16 protein-coding genes and 1 pseudogene are annotated in these 19,372 nt (G+C 44.9%); 10 read left to right on the forward strand and 7 right to left on the reverse strand.

Going from position 1 to position 19,372, the window contains the following annotated elements; translation table 11 throughout:
• Nucleotides 1–13 precede the first annotated feature (13 nt).
• Both ACWJJS_RS18070 and ACWJJS_RS18075 read left to right on the forward strand, forming a co-directional pair.
• Nucleotides 14–1,210 carry a CamS family sex pheromone protein gene (locus ACWJJS_RS18070; RefSeq protein ID WP_454023784.1) on the forward strand — a complete coding sequence of 399 codons (1,197 nt, stop codon included), beginning with the start codon at nucleotides 14–16 and terminating at the stop codon, nucleotides 1,208–1,210.
• 235 nt (nucleotides 1,211–1,445) lie between these two features.
• Nucleotides 1,446–2,441: a phosphotransferase enzyme family protein gene (locus tag ACWJJS_RS18075; protein WP_015388584.1), complete on the forward strand. Its 996-nt coding sequence runs from the start codon at nucleotides 1,446–1,448 to the stop codon at nucleotides 2,439–2,441.
• Nucleotides 2,442–2,477: 36 nt separating this feature from the next.
• Here the strand turns inward: ACWJJS_RS18075 and ACWJJS_RS18080 are convergent, their stop codons facing one another.
• Nucleotides 2,478–3,170: an MgtC/SapB family protein gene (locus ACWJJS_RS18080; protein ID WP_003155735.1), complete on the reverse strand. Its 693-nt coding sequence runs from the start codon at nucleotides 3,168–3,170 to the stop codon at nucleotides 2,478–2,480.
• 120 nt (nucleotides 3,171–3,290) lie between these two features.
• Nucleotides 3,291–4,769, reverse strand: a complete 1,479-nt coding sequence (gene putP / locus ACWJJS_RS18085; RefSeq protein WP_007408914.1) for a sodium/proline symporter PutP — start codon at nucleotides 4,767–4,769, stop codon at nucleotides 3,291–3,293.
• A 420-nt stretch (nucleotides 4,770–5,189) separates the two neighbouring features.
• On the opposite strand from putP, the gene gatC reads away from it, so the two are divergent.
• From gatC to gatB, 3 genes are read left to right on the forward strand one after another with little or no spacing between them, the layout of a single operon-like run.
• Nucleotides 5,190–5,480 (forward strand): Asp-tRNA(Asn)/Glu-tRNA(Gln) amidotransferase subunit GatC, encoded by a 291-nt coding sequence (gene gatC, locus ACWJJS_RS18090; RefSeq protein ID WP_003155732.1) that lies wholly within the window; start codon nucleotides 5,190–5,192, stop codon nucleotides 5,478–5,480.
• Nucleotides 5,481–5,494: 14 nt separating this feature from the next.
• Nucleotides 5,495–6,952 carry an Asp-tRNA(Asn)/Glu-tRNA(Gln) amidotransferase subunit GatA gene (gene gatA / locus ACWJJS_RS18095; RefSeq protein ID WP_454023785.1) on the forward strand — a complete coding sequence of 486 codons (1,458 nt, stop codon included), beginning with the start codon at nucleotides 5,495–5,497 and terminating at the stop codon, nucleotides 6,950–6,952.
• Nucleotides 6,953–6,965: 13 nt separating this feature from the next.
• Nucleotides 6,966–8,396 carry an Asp-tRNA(Asn)/Glu-tRNA(Gln) amidotransferase subunit GatB gene (gatB, locus tag ACWJJS_RS18100; RefSeq protein ID WP_003155730.1) on the forward strand — a complete coding sequence of 477 codons (1,431 nt, stop codon included), beginning with the start codon at nucleotides 6,966–6,968 and terminating at the stop codon, nucleotides 8,394–8,396.
• A gap of 62 nt (nucleotides 8,397–8,458) precedes the next feature.
• On the opposite strand, the gene ACWJJS_RS18105 is transcribed toward gatB, so the two are convergent.
• Nucleotides 8,459–9,307 (reverse strand): TetR/AcrR family transcriptional regulator, encoded by an 849-nt coding sequence (locus ACWJJS_RS18105; protein ID WP_060674470.1) that lies wholly within the window; start codon nucleotides 9,305–9,307, stop codon nucleotides 8,459–8,461.
• A 128-nt stretch (nucleotides 9,308–9,435) separates the two neighbouring features.
• Between ACWJJS_RS18105 and ACWJJS_RS18110 the strand changes: the two genes are divergently transcribed.
• From ACWJJS_RS18110 to rlmD, 3 genes are all read left to right on the forward strand, one after another.
• Entirely contained in the window at nucleotides 9,436–12,579 is a 3,144-nt protein-coding gene (locus ACWJJS_RS18110) for an efflux RND transporter permease subunit (protein WP_070081472.1), read from the forward strand.
• Between the two features lie 152 nt (nucleotides 12,580–12,731).
• The gene (locus ACWJJS_RS18115; RefSeq protein ID WP_020955460.1) at nucleotides 12,732–13,643 is read left to right on the forward strand and encodes a diacylglycerol kinase; all 912 of its coding nucleotides are present in this window, start codon (nucleotides 12,732–12,734) and stop codon (nucleotides 13,641–13,643) included.
• A gap of 147 nt (nucleotides 13,644–13,790) precedes the next feature.
• Nucleotides 13,791–15,176, forward strand: a complete 1,386-nt coding sequence (gene rlmD / locus ACWJJS_RS18120; protein WP_454023786.1) for a 23S rRNA (uracil(1939)-C(5))-methyltransferase RlmD — start codon at nucleotides 13,791–13,793, stop codon at nucleotides 15,174–15,176.
• Between the two features lie 154 nt (nucleotides 15,177–15,330).
• Here the strand turns inward: rlmD and ACWJJS_RS18125 are convergent, their stop codons facing one another.
• Complete coding sequence (locus tag ACWJJS_RS18125; RefSeq protein ID WP_156736044.1) at nucleotides 15,331–15,798, reverse strand: hypothetical protein; 468 nt, start codon at nucleotides 15,796–15,798, stop codon at nucleotides 15,331–15,333.
• 352 nt (nucleotides 15,799–16,150) lie between these two features.
• Here ACWJJS_RS18125 and ACWJJS_RS18130 point away from each other — a divergent pair, with 352 nt between their 5' ends.
• Together ACWJJS_RS18130 and ACWJJS_RS18135 are read left to right on the forward strand one after the other, a co-directional pair.
• Entirely contained in the window at nucleotides 16,151–17,104 is a 954-nt protein-coding gene (locus ACWJJS_RS18130; RefSeq protein WP_071391414.1) for an ABC transporter ATP-binding protein, read from the forward strand.
• The gene (locus ACWJJS_RS18135) at nucleotides 17,105–17,980 is read left to right on the forward strand and encodes an ABC transporter permease (protein WP_204530342.1); all 876 of its coding nucleotides are present in this window, start codon (nucleotides 17,105–17,107) and stop codon (nucleotides 17,978–17,980) included. It abuts the gene before it with no gap.
• Nucleotides 17,981–18,047: 67 nt separating this feature from the next.
• Here the strand turns inward: ACWJJS_RS18135 and ACWJJS_RS18140 are convergent.
• From ACWJJS_RS18140 to ACWJJS_RS18150, 3 genes and pseudogenes are all read right to left on the reverse strand, one after another.
• Nucleotides 18,048–18,311 (reverse strand): annotated as a pseudogene (locus ACWJJS_RS18140) (TIGR01741 family protein); the annotation flags it as partial.
• A gap of 83 nt (nucleotides 18,312–18,394) precedes the next feature.
• On the reverse strand, nucleotides 18,395–18,865 hold the full coding sequence (locus tag ACWJJS_RS18145; protein WP_454023787.1) for a TIGR01741 family protein: 471 nt from the start codon (nucleotides 18,863–18,865) through the stop codon (nucleotides 18,395–18,397).
• A 33-nt stretch (nucleotides 18,866–18,898) separates the two neighbouring features.
• Nucleotides 18,899–19,360, reverse strand: coding sequence for an antitoxin YezG family protein (locus tag ACWJJS_RS18150; RefSeq protein WP_104843154.1), 462 nt, complete (start codon nucleotides 19,358–19,360; stop codon nucleotides 18,899–18,901).
• Nucleotides 19,361–19,372 lie beyond the last annotated feature (12 nt).

Here is a 19,372-nt window from a genome sequence, read left to right on the forward strand (position 1 = left end):
GGAGTGTTTTCTATTGAAAAAGATGTTGGCATTGGCGGCGACGGCAACGGCGGCAGTACTCATGCTGTCGGCCTGTTCGCCGAGTTTCGGGGGAAAAAAAGAGGAAGAGATCACGCAGAAAACGGCAAAGTCTTCTGAAAAAGCGATCATACCGAAATATAATATCTCTGATTCCTACTATAAAATGGTGCTCCCGTTTAAGGCCGGAAAAGCGCGCGGCCTGACCGCGGACCGGCTGAACACGAGGCTGGACATCGATGAATTCGAGACGGGGCTGATGCGGCTCGCTCAAGACACGTTCCCGACGGATGACTATTTGTATCAGGAAGGCCAGTATTTAGATGAGGACACGGTACTCAGCTGGCTTGACCGCAAAAAAGAGGGCAGTGATCTGAAAAAGGCGAAAAAGGCAGACGCCAATTTCCAGAATCTCGGCTTAAACCCGGTGCTGCCAAGCTCGGGATCAGCAAAAGAGAAAAACGAAAACAGCCCGATTTACTTAGCGTCCATGCTTGAGCAGGATTACCTAGTAAGAAAAGATAAAAATTCCATCCAGCTTGGCGGTGTTATGATCGGTCTCGCTCTCAACTCTGTATACTATTACCGCGAAAACACAGGTGATCCGCAGCAGGAAGTGGAGCTCAGCGACAAAACGATCCGCAGCCACGGTGAAGAAATCGCACAGGAAGTCGTTAACCGCCTTCGGAAAATGGATAACCTGAAAAATGTGCCGATTACCGTCGCCCTTTATAAACAAGCGCCGAAAACATCAATCGTACCGGGGAATTACATTGCGAAAACAGAAGTCAAGGCCGGCTCATCCACCATTTCAAACTGGGATGATGTCAAAGAAAAGTACGTCTTCTATCCGGCGGATACAGACACGGCAAAGAAATACCCTGATGATTCCGAAGTGTTTAAACGCTTCAAAAACGCCATCGACAGCTACTTCCCGAATTACACCGGAGTTGTCGGAACGGCAATGTACGAAAACAATGAAATGAGAAAAATGAAGATTGAAATCCCGATGCAATTTTACGGGAAAAGCGAAGTCATCGCCTTTACCCAATACTTAACAGGTGAGCTGATGGATTATTATTCAAAAGGCTCAGTTGATGTCGAAATTAACATTACCTCGTCTGACGGGCAGGAAGCGCTGATCGTCCGCAATGCGGGTGACAAAGAACCGACCGTCCATATTTACGATTAACCAAGATGCCCTTGTTCATTTCTGTATGAGCAAGGGTTTTTAGTGTGAATATCGTTGGAGAGAGGAATGAGGTATGTTAAGATATTTGTATAATTAGGAATTAACAGGAAAACACATTGCATTTCTAAGCGGATGTTACGAATCTGCTGTGAAAAAAGAAGGGCAGGAATGTTGATGAATGACATTTGCTGAGTACACACACCGCCTACAAACGTTATGAAAAGGGTGAATCAGCATGCATAAAGATATTAAAGCGATTTTTGAGGAAGATAAGGTGCTCGCTGAAGCAGGTGAAATATACGGATTTACCAAGTTTCAATTTATCGCGGACGCAGAGAACTACGTATATGAAATTGTGAAAGATAACGAACCGTATATCTTAAAAATTACGCATACGATCAGAAGAACACCGGAATATATTCTCGGAGAAATGGAATGGCTTCATCATCTGGCAAAGGGAGGGCTTTCAGTAGCAAAGCCGATTCCTTCATTAAATGGCAAAGATGTCGAAGAAGTGCCGGACGGAAAAGGCGGAGCGTTTTTATTAAGAGTCTATGAAAAAGCGCCCGGACGCAAAGTGGAGGAATCAGACTGGAACGGAACTCTGTTTTACCAGCTTGGAAAGTACACGGGGAACATGCACCGGCTGACGAAAAGCTACCGTCTGAGCGATCCGGCATATAAAAGGCAGGAATGGGATGAAGAGGAGCAGCTGAAGCTGAGAAAATACGTGCCCGCAGATCAGCATCTCGTATTTGAGCGGGCGGATGCTCTAATGGAAAAACTGCGCCGTTTGCCGAAGAATCCTGAAAACTACGGCCTTGTGCACGCCGATCTGCATCATGGCAATTTTAATTGGGACAACGGAAAAATCACTGCATTTGATTTTGATGATATCGGCTACAATTGGTTTGTGAATGATATCAGTATTCTGCTGTACAACATGTTGTGGTATCCGGTCATCCCGTATGAAGACAAGGCCGCGTTTACGGGTGAATTCATGACTCACTTTATGAAAGGCTACAGGGAAGAAAATGACCTTGATTCCGCATGGTTTGAACACATCCCGGATTTCCTCCGGCTGCGCCATATGCTGATCTACGGATTATTGCATCAGGCGTTTGACCTCAATTCACTCGGGGACGAGGAACTCGGGATGCTGAAAGCCTTCAGGCGCGATATCGAAAATGAAACACCGATTACGGAGTATCAATTTTCTGCATTCGTATAAATAGAAAAACGCCGGCTGAATCCAGCCCGGCGTTTTTTATAACGTATCACATTTCACTCCGACGACGCCCTGAATTTCTTTAATATCATAATAGACGTCAGTGGTGTAGCGGTTTTTATGAACACTGACTTTCACTTCCATAATCGGAAATTCTTTTTCACCCAGATCATCAATCCGGACGGAGTGAATGCGGAGCTGTTTGCTTTTCATTTCCTTTAAAATCTCGGTCATTTTGTCTTTATCGGAAAGAGACATTCTCACGCGGATATCCTTTTCCTTCAAGCGGTTGGGACCGATTTTTCTGATCAGCCACGGAAGAAATTCGACACTGATCAGGATAAACAAGAGGCTTGCGAACGCCTCTTTATAAAAGCCGGCGCCTGTAGCCAGACCCAGCCCGGCCGCGCCCCAGATGATAGCCGATGTCGTCAGGCCGGATATGACGTCATTGCTTTTACGCAGGATCACGCCCGCGCCGATAAAACCGACGCCGGAAATGATTTGGGCGGGAAGGCGGAGCGGATCCATCATGATACGGTAATATTTTGGGAAATGGTATGCCGCATTAATGCTGACGATCGTCAGCATACAGGAGCTGACGGCGATGACGATACAGGTTTTCAGTCCGAGCGGTTTGTTTTTCAGCTCGCGTTCAAGACCGATGATCATGCCGATCAGCGTGGCAATGCCCAGCTTTAATAAAATGTCTGGTTCGATAGGCCAGCTCAATTTGCACAGCACCTCCGCAATTTTTCTTATAATAAATTGATATGATTTTCTCACAGTATTTATAGCAGGACAAGTGCGGAAGAAAAAAGCCGTCAGGGATAAAATCTGACGGCTTTTTGTCTATTTCTTGTTTTTCAAAAGAGCTTCCATCCGGCTGAACAGCTGATAAGAAGCATCGGCCGGTTTTTTGGTCAGCAGGCTGACGGCAATACCGGCAATCAGACTGAGGAAGAATCCCGGAATGATTTCGTATACGCCGGTTGAAGCGGCAAGCCCTGTGGTGATCCAGATTAAAACGGCCGCTGCCCCGGTAATCATCGCCGCAAGCGCTCCCCATTCATTCATCCGTTTCCAGTACAGACTGAGCAAGAGCGCCGGACCGATAGCCGAACCAAAGCCAGCCCACGCATATCCGACCAGATCAAGAATGGTGCTGTTCGGATTCATGGATAGCAGGATGGCGATAACGGCTACGATCAATACCGACAGGCGTCCGGTCATGACCAATTCTTTATCGCTCGCTTCCCGTCTGAAAAAGGCGCGGTATAAATCTTCCGTAATGGCGCTTGCCGTTACGAGAAGCTGTGAGGAAATGGAACTCATGATCGCCGCTAAAATCGCGGACAGCAGGAAGCCCGTAATCAGCGGGTGGAACAAGATTTTAGAAAAAATAATGAAAATCGTTTCCGGATCTTTTACGGAGACCCCGAAGTGATGAGAATACGCAACCCCGATAATCCCGGTCAGCAATGAACCGACAACTGAAATAACCATCCAGCTCATCCCGATTCTGCGGGCGGGTTTTAAATCTTTCACTTCTTTAATCGCCATAAATCGTACGATGATATGAGGCTGGCCGTAATAGCCGAGTCCCCATGCCAAATAAGAAATAATGCTAATGACGCTCGCGCCTTTAAAGATATCCAATAGTTTCGGGTTAACGGCGTTGATCGAATCAATCGTCGTTGAAACGCTCCCGAGCTGGGTAAAAGCAACGATCGGCACAAGCACTAATGCCGCAAACATGATCGCTCCCTGTACAAAGTCAGTCAGACTGACAGCGAGGAAACCGCCAAACAGCGTGTAAAGGACAACAACACCGGCCGTTAAAAACAAACCGAATTTGTAGTCGGCGCCGAATGCCGATTCAAATAACCTGCCTCCGGATACCATCCCGGACGATGTGTACAGTGTGAAAAAGATCATAATAATCACGGCGGAAACAATTTTCAGCAATGATGACGAGTGGCGGAACCGTTTATCGAAAAAATCGGGAATCGTAATCGCATCATCCGCAACTTCCGTGTAAGCGCGCAGCCTCGGAGCAAGCAGCAGATAATTTGAATACGCGCCGATCGTTAAACCGAGCGCCAGCCATAAGGTCGATAACCCCGTTGCGAACATTGCGCCGGGAACTCCCATCAGCATCCATGCGCTCATATCCGCCGCACCTGCGGACAGCGCCGTTACGAACGGGCCGAGTCCTCTTCCGCCCAGCATGTAATCATTAATATTCGTTGTCTTCCTGAATGCGTACCAGCCGATTAACAGCATGGCAGCAAAGTAAATGCCAAGAGATATAATTAATTCAATACTCACGTTTTTGGACCCTCTCTTCTTTCATGTAAATGTTGCATCACCTCTGTAGATTAGTAGTGCCGGAATATGCGCCGGCGATCCAGCCTTTAGTCATCATTCCATGCGAATCACATATTTAGTGCCGGCTATGGTTACTAAACCTAACAAAGTATCCCCGATCAATCAACTCTCGAAACCTGGCCCGCTCAAGGAAAAAATCCCCGCCAACATAGAACAGCTTAGAGATGAAAACGCTACCAATAAATTATAAAAGTAAAAATTTTCTGACATATAATTCGTTTCTCTTTCTCCCCGATTTAGGATAAAATAGAGAGGGTTTCATCATGCCTCAGAAGGCGGCGTTTTGTTGCTTTAGAGGGCTCGTTTTTGATATGATCAGTATTATATGACGAAACGGAGAATTATGCGGAGGTGGATCTTATGTCACGAATTTCTATAGAAGAAGTAAAGCATGTCGCTCATTTGGCGAGACTCGCCATTACGGATGAAGAAGCTGAAATGTTCACAGAACAGCTTGACAGCATCATCTCGTTTGCCGAGGAGCTTAATGAAGTGGACACGGATAACGTGGAACCGACAACACACGTGCTGAAAATGAAAAACGTAATGAGAGAAGATGAAGCGGGTAAAGGCCTTCCGGTCGAGGATGTCATGAAAAATGCTCCCGATCATAAAGACGGCTATGTCCGTGTGCCATCTATTCTGGATTAAAGGAGGGAGACAGTATGTCATTATTTGATCACAAAATCACAGAACTGAAACAAATGATACATAAAAAAGAAATCAAGATTTCCGATCTTGTTGATGAATCTTACAAACGGATCGCATCCGTGGATGATAAGGTGCAGGCATTTTTACAGCTTGATGAAGAAAGAGCCCGCGCTTACGCGAAAGAACTTGACGAAGCGGTTGACGGACGGTCTGAACACGGTCTTCTCTTCGGAATGCCGATCGGCGTCAAAGACAACATCGTGACCAAAGGGCTTCGCACAACATGCTCAAGCAAAATCCTCGAAAACTTCGATCCGATTTACGATGCGACGGTTGTGGAACGCCTTCAAGCCGCTGAAGCCGTCACAATCGGAAAGCTGAATATGGACGAGTTCGCGATGGGTTCTTCTACTGAAAACTCCGCGTACAAAGCGACGAAAAACCCTTGGAATCTCGATACGGTTCCCGGCGGATCAAGCGGCGGTTCCGCAGCTGCGGTTGCAGCCGGCGAAGTGCCGTTTTCACTCGGATCTGATACGGGCGGCTCCATCCGTCAGCCGGCTTCTTTCTGCGGCGTCGTCGGATTAAAGCCTACATACGGACGCGTGTCACGTTACGGTTTGGTCGCTTTTGCGTCTTCACTTGACCAGATCGGACCGATCACAAGAAACGTAGAAGATAACGCATTCCTGCTTCAGGCGATTTCAGGCCCGGACAAAATGGACTCTACGAGCGCCAATGTCGAAGTGCCGGACTTTCTTTCTTCATTAACTGGCGATATTAAAGGCTTAAAAATCGCCGTACCGAAAGAATATATCGGAGAAGGCGTCGGCAAAGAAGCGAAAGAATCGGTTTTAGCCGCTTTAAAAGTGCTTGAAGACCTCGGAGCGACATGGGAAGAAGTATCTCTGCCGCACAGCAAATACGCGCTTGCGACATATTATCTGCTGTCTTCTTCCGAAGCGTCTGCAAACCTTGCGCGCTTTGACGGCATCCGCTACGGATACCGCTCAGACAATGCGGACAACCTGATTGATCTTTATAAACAGACACGCTCTGAAGGCTTCGGCAATGAAGTGAAGCGCCGCATCATGCTCGGCACCTTCGCGCTCAGCTCCGGCTACTATGACGCGTATTACAAAAAAGCGCAAAAAGTGCGCACGCTTATTAAAAAAGATTTTGAAGACGTATTTGAGAAATACGATGTCATCGTCGGACCGACAACGCCGACACCGGCATTCAAAATCGGCGAAAAAACCAGCGATCCGCTCACAATGTACGCCAACGATATTTTAACGATCCCTGTCAACCTCGCGGGTGTGCCGGGAATCAGCGTGCCGTGCGGATTTGCGGACGGACTGCCGCTCGGACTGCAAATCATCGGAAAACACTTCGATGAAGGCACTGTATACCGCGTCGCTCATGCTTTTGAGCAGGCAACAGATCATCATAAAGCGAAACCTGAACTGTAAGGGGTGAAATGAAGTGAACTTTGAAACGGTAATCGGACTTGAAGTCCATGTGGAATTAAAAACAAAATCTAAAATTTTCTCAAGCTCACCGACGCCATTCGGCGCGGAAGCGAATACCCAAACGAGCGTCATCGACCTCGGCTATCCCGGCGTGCTGCCCGTTTTGAACAAAGAAGCGGTCGAATTCGCGATGAAAGCCGCAATGGCTTTGAACTGTGAAATCGCAACGGATACGAAGTTTGACCGGAAAAACTATTTCTATCCGGACAACCCGAAGGCATATCAAATTTCTCAATTTGACAAGCCGATCGGCGAAAACGGCTGGATTGAAATCGAAGTCGGCGGAAAAACGAAAAAAATCGGCATTACCCGTCTTCACCTTGAAGAAGATGCGGGAAAACTGACGCATACGGGCGACGGCTATTCCCTCGTTGACTTCAACCGCCAGGGCACGCCGCTTGTCGAGATTGTATCTGAGCCGGATATCCGCACACCGGAGGAAGCTTACGCATATCTCGAAAAGCTGAAATCAATTATCCAATACACAGGCGTTTCCGACTGTAAAATGGAAGAAGGTTCACTGCGCTGTGACGCCAACATTTCCCTCCGTCCGATCGGCCAGGAGAAATTCGGCACAAAAACGGAGCTGAAAAACCTGAACTCCTTCGCGTTCGTGCAAAAAGGACTTGAGCATGAAGAAAAACGCCAAGAGCAGGTGCTTCTGTCAGGCGGAGTCATTCAGCAGGAGACGCGCCGCTACGATGAAGCGACGAAAAAAACCATTTTGATGCGTGTCAAAGAAGGTTCGGACGACTATCGTTATTTCCCTGAGCCTGACCTTGTCGAGCTCTACATTGATGACGAATGGAAAGAACGCGTAAGAGCAACCATTCCTGAGCTTCCGGACGAGCGCCGCAAGCGTTATATCGAAGAGCTCGGCCTGCCTGCTTATGACGCAATGGTTCTGACGCTGACGAAAGAAATGGCTGATTTCTTCGAAGAAACGGTCAATAAAGGCGCGGAAGCCAAGCAGGCATCAAACTGGCTGATGGGTGAAGTGTCAGCTTACCTGAATGCCGAACAAAAAGAGCTTGAGGATGTCGCACTGACTCCTGAAGGCCTTGCCGGCATGATTAAGCTGATTGAAAAAGGAACCATCTCGTCCAAAATCGCGAAGAAAGTCTTTAAAGAATTAATTGAAAAAGGCGGCGACGCAGAAAAAATCGTCAAAGAAAAAGGCCTTGTGCAGATTTCTGACGAAAGCGTGCTTCTGAAGCTGGTAACAGATGCGCTTGACAGCAACCCGCAGTCAATTGAAGACTTCAAAAACGGAAAAGACCGCGCGATCGGCTTCCTTGTCGGGCAGATTATGAAAGCCTCAAAAGGACAGGCCAACCCGCCGATGGTCAACAAAATCTTACTTGAAGAAATCAAAAAACGATAAAAAAAGCAGCCGCCTGAAAGGGCGCTGCTGATACGGAGACCGGTAAGCGCCGGTCTCTTTTTTTATAAGCTGAAATAGGTTTCAATGGAAGCCCGCAGCGTTTCAATCTGCTCATTTCCGCTGCCTGCCAAGTTGGACAGCATTCCTTTAATAATCGGTTTTCGCGGCTCTTCCTTTGCGTATTCCTCTTCAATGACTTCAAGCGATACGAGGACGTCCTCAGGCAGCCCCTGCTGTGCTTTTATCTTTTGAATATCCGCAAGCAGCCTTTCTCTGTCCGCCGCGGGCTGAGTGAAGATATCCTCCGGCAGCAGCGGATCGGGATTGTCTCTTATCAGTCCCGTAATCAGATCATCGATTCTGGCAATCAGAAAGGCCGCCACGTTTTCCGTCCGGAATGCCGTATGTTCATTAAAAATCAAGAAATGAATATAGGAGCTCACTATTCCTTGCGCCATAACGGACGCATCCGCTATAAACGGTATGACGGCATCTCCGTAAACGGAGAGCAAAGCATCCCGATACAGCATGTTAAATTGAATATTGGCCTCATGAAAATACTGTTTGACCTTTTGATTTTCAGGAATGACCTTTTCGCTCAGCAAGAGAATGATAAAGTCCTTGTGCTCCATAAATTCCTGGAATTGATAAGCGATTTGTTTTCGGAATACGTCCTTAGGCGATTTATGCTGATGTTCTGTTTTGATTTTCTTTATTTCTTCCATAGACATGCCGATGTAATACTCACATGCTGAGAGCAAAAGGTCTTCTTTTGATTTAAAATGAAGATAGAAGGCCCCTTTTGAAATTCCGCATTCACCGGCGATTTCCTGAATGGTTGTTGAAGAAAACCCTTTTTTGGCAAATAAATGGATGCCTGTTTTTATGATTTTCTCTTTTTTTTCGTTCATGACGTGCTTCCCCTTAATCCTGAAAAATTTAGAAAAATTTACTGCCTTATTAGTTGACGATGTTGAGTTATACCGTTTAGTATTATATAGAATGACCAGTCAGTCAATAAAAATTAACGGAGGACATGATGAACCACATTATTAACTTTGTACTGAAGAACAAATTCGCAGTTTGGCTGATGACGATTATCGTTACTGTAGCAGGGCTGTATGCCGGTATGAATATGAAGCAGGAATCCATACCGGACGTCAACATGCCTTACCTCTCAGTAAATACGACTTATCCCGGAGCTGCTCCGAGTCAAGTTGCGGATGACGTGACAAAACCGATCGAGCAGGCGGTGCAGAATTTAGAAGGAGTGAGCGTCGTAACGTCCACATCCTCTGAAAATGTCTCATCGGTTATGATTGAATATGATTACAACAAGGATATGGACAAGGCGAAAACCGAAGTCGCTGAAGCGCTGGACAGTGTCAGCCTTCCTGATGACGCGAAAAAACCTGACATTTCCCGTTACAGCCTCAACTCTTTCCCGATTTTGACGCTCAGTGTGACAAGCGGCAAAAGCTCGCTTGAAGATCTGACTAAAAATGTGGAAAACACTCTCGTTCCTAAGCTTGAAGGCATTCAGGGCGTTGCGTCCGTACAAGTTTCCGGACAGCAGGAAGAGCAGGTGGAATTCTCTTTCAAAGATAAAAAAATGAAAGAGTACGGACTTGATGAAGATACCGTCAAGAAAGTGATCCAAGGCTCTGACGTCAATACGCCGCTTGGGTTGTACACATTCGGCAACAAGGAAAAATCAGTTGTCGTTAACGGAAATATTACGTCAATTAAAGATCTGAAAGAGATGAGAATTCCGGTCACATCTTCTTCTGCCGCTCAAGGTCAAGCGGGCGGAGCCGGTGCGGCATCTGCGGCGGACGCTCAGGCTATGCAGCAGGCACAGCAAAGCGCGTCAGCAGGGGTGCCGACAGTCAAGCTTTCTGACATTGCCGACATTAAAGATGTGAAAAAAGCTGAATCCATTTCCCGCACGAACGGAAAGGACAGCATCGGAATTAATATCGTAAAAGCCAATGACGCCAACACGGTAGAAGTGGCCGATGCGATTAAAGATGAACTGAATCAATACAAAAAAGACCACAAAGGGTTCAAGTACAGCTCGACTCTTGATATGGCAGAGCCGATTACAGAGTCAGTGGATACGATGTTAAGCAAAGCGATTTTCGGCGCGATTTTTGCGGTCGTGATCATTCTCTTATTCTTAAGAGATATTAAATCAACGATGATTTCTATCGTTTCCATCCCGCTGTCACTGCTGATTGCGCTTCTCGTGCTGAATCAGCTTGATGTCACATTGAACATAATGACGCTCGGTGCGATGACGGTCGCCATCGGACGGGTAGTCGACGACTCGATTGTCGTGATCGAAAACATTTACCGCCGCATGAGGCTGAAAGATGAACCTTTACGCGGGAAGCAATTGGTGCGTGAAGCGACGAAAGAAATGTTTAAACCGATCATGTCATCAACGATCGTAACCATTGCCGTATTCCTGCCGCTTGCCATGGTCGGCGGACAGATCGGCGAACTGTTTATGCCGTTTGCCTTAACAATCGTCTTTGCGCTTGCCGCATCACTGTTGATTTCGATCACACTGGTGCCGATGCTTGCGCACAGCTTATTCAAAAAATCGCTCACAGGCGCGCCTGTTAAAGCGAAAGAGCATAAGCCGGGCAGATTGGCCAATTTCTATAAAAAAGTGCTGAATTGGTCATTAAGCCATAAATGGATTACATCTATCATCGCGGTTCTGATGCTTGTCGGAAGTTTGTTCCTCGTACCTCTGATCGGCGCGAGCTACCTGCCTGCGCAAGCGGACAAAACGATGCAGCTCACATACACGCCTGAACCGGGCGAAACGAAAAGCGAAGCTGAAAAAGCTGCGCAAAAAGCGGAAGACATGCTGCTTAAACGCAAACATGTCGATACCGTTCAGTATTCTTTAGGCTCGCAAAGTCCGCTCGGCGGAAGCTCAAACGGCGCATTGTTCTACGTGAAATACGAGGATGACACGCCTGATTTTGACAAAGAAAAAGACAATGTCTTAAAAGAAATCAAAAAAACATCCAGCCGCGGCGAATGGAAATCACAAAATTTCAGTTCGTCAGGCAACAACAACGAATTAACGTACTATGTGTACGGAGATTCAGAGTCTGATATTAAAGGCACGGTCAAAGACATCGAAGGCATCATGAAAAAGGAGAAGGATCTGAAAGACGTCAACTCAGGCCTTTCCAGCACATATGATGAGTACACGTTCGTCGCTGACCAGGAGAAACTCAGCAAGCAGGGCCTGACGGCTTCGCAAATCTCCCAAGCCCTGATGTCCCAAACGTCACAGTCTCCTTTGACAACGGTGAAAAAAGACGGCAAAGAGCTTGACGTCAACATCAAAACAGAAAAAGACCAGTATAAGAGTGTAAAAGAATTAGAGGATAAAACCATCACATCGCCTGCAGGCCAAGAAGTAAAAATCGGCGATGTGGCGAAAGTGAAAAACGGCACGACGTCTGATACCATTTCCAAACGCGACGGCAAAGTGTACGCTGACGTAACGGCAACCGTCACTTCTGACAACGTCACGAAGGTGTCATCAGCCGTTCAAAAGAAAGTTGACAAACTGGATAAACCGGACAATGTATCGATTGATACCGGCGGTGTATCAGCGGATATTGCAGATTCCTTTACGAAACTCGGGTTAGCGATGCTTGCCGCAATCGCCATCGTATACCTCGTTCTTGTGATCACGTTCGGCGGAGCATTAGCGCCGTTTGCGATTCTGTTCTCGCTTCCGTTTACAGTCATCGGCGCATTAGTCGGACTGTATGTATCCGGAGAGACGGTCAGTCTGAATGCCATGATCGGTATGCTGATGCTGATCGGAATCGTCGTCACAAACGCGATTGTCTTAATTGACCGCGTCATCCATAAAGAAGCGGAAGGCCTATCGACGAGAGAAGCGCTCCTGGAAGCCGGCTCTACGAGATTGCGTCCGATTCTGATGACGGCGATCGCGACAATCGGCGCCCTGCTTCCATTGGCATTGGGCTTTGAAGGCGGAAGCCAAGTCATTTCTAAAGGACTCGGTGTCACCGTTATCGGCGGTTTAATCAGTTCGACTCTGCTGACTCTTCTGATTGTGCCGATCGTATATGAAGTATTAGCGAAATTCCGTAAGAAAAAACCTGGAACGGAAGAAGAGTAAGACAGCGGGCCTTGGCTCCTTAAACGGAGCCGGGGCCTTTTTTCTTCTGGCAATTCCTGTACATATTGTTGCGATTTTCTCAAGTCATAGTATAATTAAAGGTTGTTAGTGTTAATAATGGATCGGATACTCTTAAGTAGGATGATGAGATAATGAAACGTGCACGCATAATATACAATCCGACTTCAGGACGGGAGCTTTTTAAGAAAAATCTTGCCCAGGTCCTGCAAAAATTTGAACAAGCTGGTTATGAAACCTCCACCCATGCCACCACATGCGCGGGGGATGCCACCCACGCCGCAAAAGAAGCCGCTTTGCGGGAGTTTGACCTGATTATCGCAGCCGGCGGAGACGGAACGATTAATGAAGTCGTCAATGGTCTTGCGCCGTTAGACAAACGCCCGACACTGGGCATCATTCCGGTCGGCACGACAAATGATTTCGCCAGAGCGCTGGGCATTCCGAGAGAGAATATACTGAATGCCGCTGATACCGTCATTAACGGCGTGGCCCGCCCGATCGACATCGGACAGGTGAATGGTCAGTATTTTATCAACATCGCCGGCGGAGGCCGTCTGACGGAGCTGACGTACGATGTGCCAAGCAAACTGAAAACGATGCTCGGCCAGCTTGCTTATTATTTAAAGGGAATGGAAATGCTGCCTTCACTTCGACCGACAGAAGTCGAGATTGAATATGACGGCAAGCTGTTTCAAGGCGAAATTATGCTGTTTTTAGTGACGCTGACCAACTCGGTCGGCGGATTCGAGAAGCTGGCCCCTGATTCCAGCCTGAATGACGGCATGTTTGATTTAATTATTTTGAAAAAAGCCAATCTCGCGGAGTTTATCAGAGTCGCGAGCATGGCGCTCAGAGGCGATCATATTAACGATCAGCACATTATTTACACAAAAGCGAACCGTGTGAAAGTCAATGTATCAGAAAAGATGCAGCTGAACCTGGACGGCGAATACGGCGGCATGCTGCCGGGCGAATTCGTGAATCTGTATCGGCATATTCACGTCATCATGCCGAAGGAGAAAGCGGAACAGCTGGATGACTAATACGCGGACAAAATCCTAAAACAGTATTCGTTTTAGGATTTTGTCATCTTTTCAGCGTGATCGGAAACCTTTGAAGGCTGACATTGAATTTGAAGGTTTGCCAGCACGCTGAAACAAGGCTTTTGGTAAAACGAGAGGTGATTATAGATGAAAATGAAACCCCCGATAGAAAAAAATGAATACTATGACGTGACATTTGAGGATTTGACGCATGAAGGAGCGGGCGTCGCAAAGGTTCAGGGCTTCCCGATCTTCGTGCCGAACGCCCTGCCTGACGAAAAAGCGCAAATTAAAGTGACACGCGTCAAAAAAGGCTTCGCTTTCGGCCGTTTGATCGAGCTGAAGGAAGAAAGCCCGCACAGAACGGATGCCCCGTGCCCGATCTACAAGCAATGCGGCGGCTGCCAGCTTCAGCACATGACCTATGAAGGCCAGCTCTTGTTTAAACAGAAACAAGTCAAAGACGTCTTAGAACGGATCGGCAAGCTGGACCTCTCAAAAGTCACCGTGCACCCGACGCTCGGCATGGAAGACCCGTGGAACTACAGAAACAAAGCGCAGGTGCCGGTAGGAGAAAGAGAAGGCGGACTCGTCGCCGGATTCTATCAGCAAAGAAGCCATGACATCATCGACATGAGCGCCTGCCTGATTCAGCAATCCAAAAACGATGAAGCCGTCCAAGCCGTCAAAGACATCTGTGCAGCATACGGTGTCAAAGCCTATAACGAAGAACGCCACAAAGGCTGGCTTCGCCACATCATGGTCAGATACGGCGTCGTCACGGGCGAAATGATGATCGTCTTCATCACAAGAACAAGCGATTTTCCGCACAAAGCGAAGATCATCAAAGACATCACGGCGCAATTCCCGCACGTCAAATCGATCGTGCAAAACATCAACCCAAATAAAACAAACGTCATTTTTGGGGACGAAACAAACGTCATCTGGGGCGAAGAATACATCTACGACCTCATCGGAGACGTCAAATTCGCCATCTCCGCCAGATCGTTCTATCAGGTCAACCCGGAACAGACAAAAGTGCTCTACGACAAAGCGCTTGAGTACGCAGAGCTGCAAGGAGAAGAAACCGTCATCGACGCCTACTGCGGCATCGGAACCATTTCTCTATTTCTTGCAAAGCAGGCGAAAAAAGTGTACGGCGTCGAAATCGTGCCGGAAGCCATCGAGGATGCGAAACGCAACGCTGAGCTGAATGGCATCACAAACGCGGAATTCGCAGTCGGAGAAGCGGAAACCGTCATTCCGAAATGGTATGAAGAAGGCATCACGGCAGATACGCTAGTCGTCGACCCGCCAAGAAAAGGCTGCGACGAAGCCCTCCTGCGGACGATCATCGACATGAAACCGAAGCGGGTGGTGTACGTGTCCTGTAATCCAGGCACGCTTGCAAGAGACCTGAGGGTGCTTGAGGATGGCGGATATCAGACGCTCGAAGTGCAGCCTGTGGATATGTTCCCGCATACGAATCATGTGGAGTGTGTGGCTGTGCTGGAATTAAGAGAAGGCAACTAACCCTTAGGGATGGTTGCCTTTTTTAATCCGCATTTTTTTGTATTCAGGACGAACTCGTGACATGAGAGGAGTACCAGAAGATGTTTGGTTAACGTCTATAATATAGCTTTCTATACATCTCTTTATTAATATTCACTCTAGAGGGGCAGCTTTTTTAATACACTTTCATATCTTGTTTTTTCTCCTTACTAATCATTACTTTTTCTAAATAACTCTTAAGAAATACATTATCTATCCTATCCGGGATGTAACCCAGACGTTTATTTAATATATTCTCTATGATATACATTTTCTTTGTGTAATATTGGTAATTATCCGTTGCGATTTGAACACTTTCTGATTCATTTCCCTTTTCTGATTCAAGTCGAGATTTATATAGCTGATCATACTTCTGTTTGCGTATTTTTCTTGAGAGCCGCAGTAAATGAAATAATTCAATTGTTGGCATAGTCATTAGTTCTGGTGTAGACTTATCCAAATCTAATTCAGAAGTATGCTCACGATAATCTATGATTTCACGTTTGCCATCTCTCTGAACATTATGTATGTACATTAAGCAAAAACTACAGTAATACTGATTATCCTTTTGAATTGAAGTTGCACAATAAGGGCATGTTTCCATTATGTTCTCCTTTCTTAATGTTCTAAGATAGTATGTATTTCGGTTATAAACAGGAGTTTTAAATAGTATTGAAATTCTTAACCAATAAAAACCCTTTTAATGATAAAGAGTTTATTGAATACAGCATGTATAAATTTCCTGCAAAATCAATAGTGATCCCCTTGTATAGAAAATCCACCGATCCCTAAATCCAATAACAAAACCCGAAAATAATAAATTATATCGTTATAATTAAGATAATTATTTATAAAAAGATAATAAAGTTGGATAAAAATGAGGAAAATCCTGGCGGGAATGACGATATAAAGTTAGTGAACAACGGTATAGAATCTTACTTTTCGAGGTGAACAGAATGGGAGAAGAACAAGACATTATTACAGTAACCGATCTGCGCAAAAAATATGGATCATTTGAAGCAGTGAAAGGGGTATCCTTTTCTGTCAAACGCGGCGAGCTGTTTGCATTTCTGGGAACGAACGGTGCAGGGAAATCGACCACTATCGATATTCTCTGTACGCTGATTAAAAAGACATCCGGAAAAGTGGTAATAGACGGTTATACGCTTGGTGAGGGGAAAGAGAATAATCATATTCGCAAAAAGATCGGAGTCGTTTTCCAAGAGAGCATTTTGGATGAACGATTGACCGTTTATGAAAATATCATGAACCGCGGACAATATTATCATTTAAGCAAGGTACAAGTGCAAGAGAACTATCAGTTTGTAACAGACTATTTAAAATTGGATGATATTAAGGAGAAAAAATACAGCGATTTGTCAGGCGGACAAAGAAGAAGAGCGGATATTGCCCGTGCCATCATCCATAAACCAACTATATTATTTTTAGATGAGCCTACTACAGGTCTTGATCCGCAAACGAGAGTATTTGTTTGGAATGCGATTAAAAGGCTGCAGGAAGAAACAAACATGACGATCTTTTTAACGACCCATTACATGGAGGAGGCCGCTGTGGCTGATAACGTTGTGGTCATCAAAGAAGGACGTCTGATCGCAGAGGGTACACCGAGTCAGCTGAAAGATCAATATGCGTTTGACAGTCTGCATATGATGTTTAAGCAAGGCGTTGATCCGACTGCATGGTTTGAAAATAAACAACTGGATTTTACGGTTAAAAACTCTATTTATTCCCTTCGTGTTGAGTCTACTCTCCATGCGCTGGACATTTTGAAAGGTCTTGAAGGAAAAATTGAATCTTTCGAGGTGATTAAAGGAAATATGGATGATGTGTTTATCCATATTATCGAAGAACAAGGAAGCAGTTTGCCAGTAAAGGGGAGCATTGCATAAATGAAGTCTTTATCCAGTTTAATCAGCAGAAATATAAAAATATACTTCCGTGATCGAACGCTTTTGCTTCTTTCTTTGCTGTCAGTATTTATCGTCATTCTGTTATATGCCGTGTTCTTACAGCAGACACAGCTGGACGCCATTAAGGCCCTGGTCGGTTCGACAGATGATTCCAAAGCAATGGTGAACGAATGGATGGTGGCGGGATTGCTGTCCATTACAGCTGTGACAACGACTTTAGGCGCTTTCGGAATTATGGTGAAAGATAAAGAAAGCAAGAGAACGTATGACTTTTTAACAGCTCCTTTATCAAGGGCAACCATCCAATTGAGCTATGTCATTCATTCATTTGTCATCGGCTTGATCTTTTCTTTCATCGCCTTTTTAGGCTGTGAAATTTTTCTCGTTTCAACAGGCAGCAAGCTTTTAAGCGGTACAGATATACTTGAAGTATTGGGGATCATTATTCTTTCAGTTGCACTCTCGAGTTCCATAAATTTATTTTTAACGCTGTTTATTCACACACAAAATGCATTTTCGACGTTAAGTACGATTGTCGGAACAGCCATCGGTTTTTTATGCGGAGTATATGTACCGATCGGCGGCGTACCGGTGTTTGTGCAGAAGATTATTATGTATTTCCCTATCAGCCACACCGCCGTTCTGTTCAGAAAAGCGTTTATGACAGACTCAGTTGATAAAGTGTTTAAACATGCTTCTGCGGACCAAATACAGGAATATGAAAAGCATTACGGGATCGTCTACAAGTTAAACGGCCATTTTATCAGTACGGCTGCGAGCTTGTGGGTCATTGTCATGACAGCCATCATATTTACCGTCATATCTATTTTCATATTTAAAAAACAAAATAAATGACTTCTTCAGACGATACATAACGATGTAACAGGCAGCATCCGTTTACTGGATGCTGCCTGTTTTGTTTATCATTATTCTTTTTGTGCTCAATTCTTAATTCCTCAAAAAGTTCTCGGATTTCTCTTAAAAAAGTGTTGAAGATATCTTTATTTACACTGTATCAGGCTGGTAGATCTTGCGAATAAATCAGTTGACGTTTTTCTGGTGTCTTGAAGTGAAAGAGAACCATGGTAGAGTCATCTAATACTTCTGCATAAAGATATATTTTTGTCCATTCACAAGGTATGATGTCATTTAATTTCTTACTAATAAGCTGGTACAGATCTTGCATTTTCCAACCTTTTCACCTTCAATCGTCGAGAAATCCTAGTTATAAAAAATAGCCCAGCAAGGAAGTGCTGAGCCATTATTGTTTTATAGACTGCAGTAGCTTATTACAAATTCTTTATCGTCCTCATCTTTAGGTAATAGCCCTAAATTTTGATATTTCCAAACATCTCGTCTTTGAAGGTCATCAAGTTCAGAGGATAAAACATCATCATCATTATAATCAATTGAAAACTGTCCGGTGTTTTCTAATTTTAAAGTGAGATTAGTCCAAATGTCTTGATTGCCTAACTTAAATTCTTCTTTTAGTTCTTCAAATAGCTCTTGAAGTTCAATTAGCAGTTGATCGTAAATCTCTTCACTCATATTAAATTGTTCAGGTATATAATGAGAAAATAAATAATCACTGTTATTTGGTGTTGTAAAATAAAAGTATATATCCGCTGAGTCATCAAGTATTTCAGCATATAAAATGATTTTTTCCCGTTGAGATGGAATCATTTCATTTAGATGTTCAGCAATCTTTTGATATAGTTGTTCCATTTTTTCAGTTTCCATTGATGATCCTCTACCTTTGAATTGTTGAAGCCATTATTTAATATTTAGATAATCCTTAACAAATTCTTTATCCTCTTCATCTTCGGGGAAAATACCCAAGTTATTGAACTCCCAAATCATTTGTCTTTCGTATTCGTCCAAATCAGATTCAATAACATCTTCATAATCATAATCAATTGAGAACGTTCCATCGCTTTCAAGATTCAGTGTCAAATTTGTCCATGCTTCAGGATTATTTTCTTTAAACTCATTGTGTAACTGTTTAAATAACTCTTGAAGATCTATTAATAGTTCGGTATAAATTTTTTTACTAACTTGAAATTGTTCTGGAATGTCATGAGAGTATATATATTCATCGTTTTCTGGTGTTTGAAAGAAAAAATACACTTCTCTGGAACCGTCTAGTATTTCCGCATAAAGAACAACTTTGCTCCATTCGGAAGGGATTATTTTTCCTATGACATCAGTTATTTTTAGATAAGTTTTTTCTAACATCATTATCCCAAC

The sequence above is a fragment of the Bacillus sp. JK106 genome (assembly GCF_053663355.1).

What these genes read in the sequence shown, in the direction of transcription:
- ACWJJS_RS18130 (WP_071391414.1), top strand. Translation starts at nt 16,151, where the DNA reads ATGGGAGAAGAACAAGACATTATTACAGTAACCGATCTGCGCAAAAAA.
- ACWJJS_RS18105 (WP_060674470.1), bottom strand. Translation starts at nt 9,307, where the DNA reads ATGAACGAAAAAAAAGAGAAAATCATAAAAACAGGCATCCATTTATTT.
- ACWJJS_RS18150 (WP_104843154.1), bottom strand. Translation starts at nt 19,360, where the DNA reads ATGTTAGAAAAAACTTATCTAAAAATAACTGATGTCATAGGAAAAATA.
- gatA (WP_454023785.1), top strand. Translation starts at nt 5,495, where the DNA reads ATGTCATTATTTGATCACAAAATCACAGAACTGAAACAAATGATACAT.
- ACWJJS_RS18145 (WP_454023787.1), bottom strand. Translation starts at nt 18,865, where the DNA reads ATGGAAACTGAAAAAATGGAACAACTATATCAAAAGATTGCTGAACAT.
- ACWJJS_RS18125 (WP_156736044.1), bottom strand. Translation starts at nt 15,798, where the DNA reads ATGGAAACATGCCCTTATTGTGCAACTTCAATTCAAAAGGATAATCAG.
- ACWJJS_RS18135 (WP_204530342.1), top strand. Translation starts at nt 17,105, where the DNA reads ATGAAGTCTTTATCCAGTTTAATCAGCAGAAATATAAAAATATACTTC.
- rlmD (WP_454023786.1), top strand. Translation starts at nt 13,791, where the DNA reads ATGAAAATGAAACCCCCGATAGAAAAAAATGAATACTATGACGTGACA.
- gatC (WP_003155732.1), top strand. Translation starts at nt 5,190, where the DNA reads ATGTCACGAATTTCTATAGAAGAAGTAAAGCATGTCGCTCATTTGGCG.
- ACWJJS_RS18075 (WP_015388584.1), top strand. Translation starts at nt 1,446, where the DNA reads ATGCATAAAGATATTAAAGCGATTTTTGAGGAAGATAAGGTGCTCGCT.
- ACWJJS_RS18115 (WP_020955460.1), top strand. Translation starts at nt 12,732, where the DNA reads ATGAAACGTGCACGCATAATATACAATCCGACTTCAGGACGGGAGCTT.
- ACWJJS_RS18110 (WP_070081472.1), top strand. Translation starts at nt 9,436, where the DNA reads ATGAACCACATTATTAACTTTGTACTGAAGAACAAATTCGCAGTTTGG.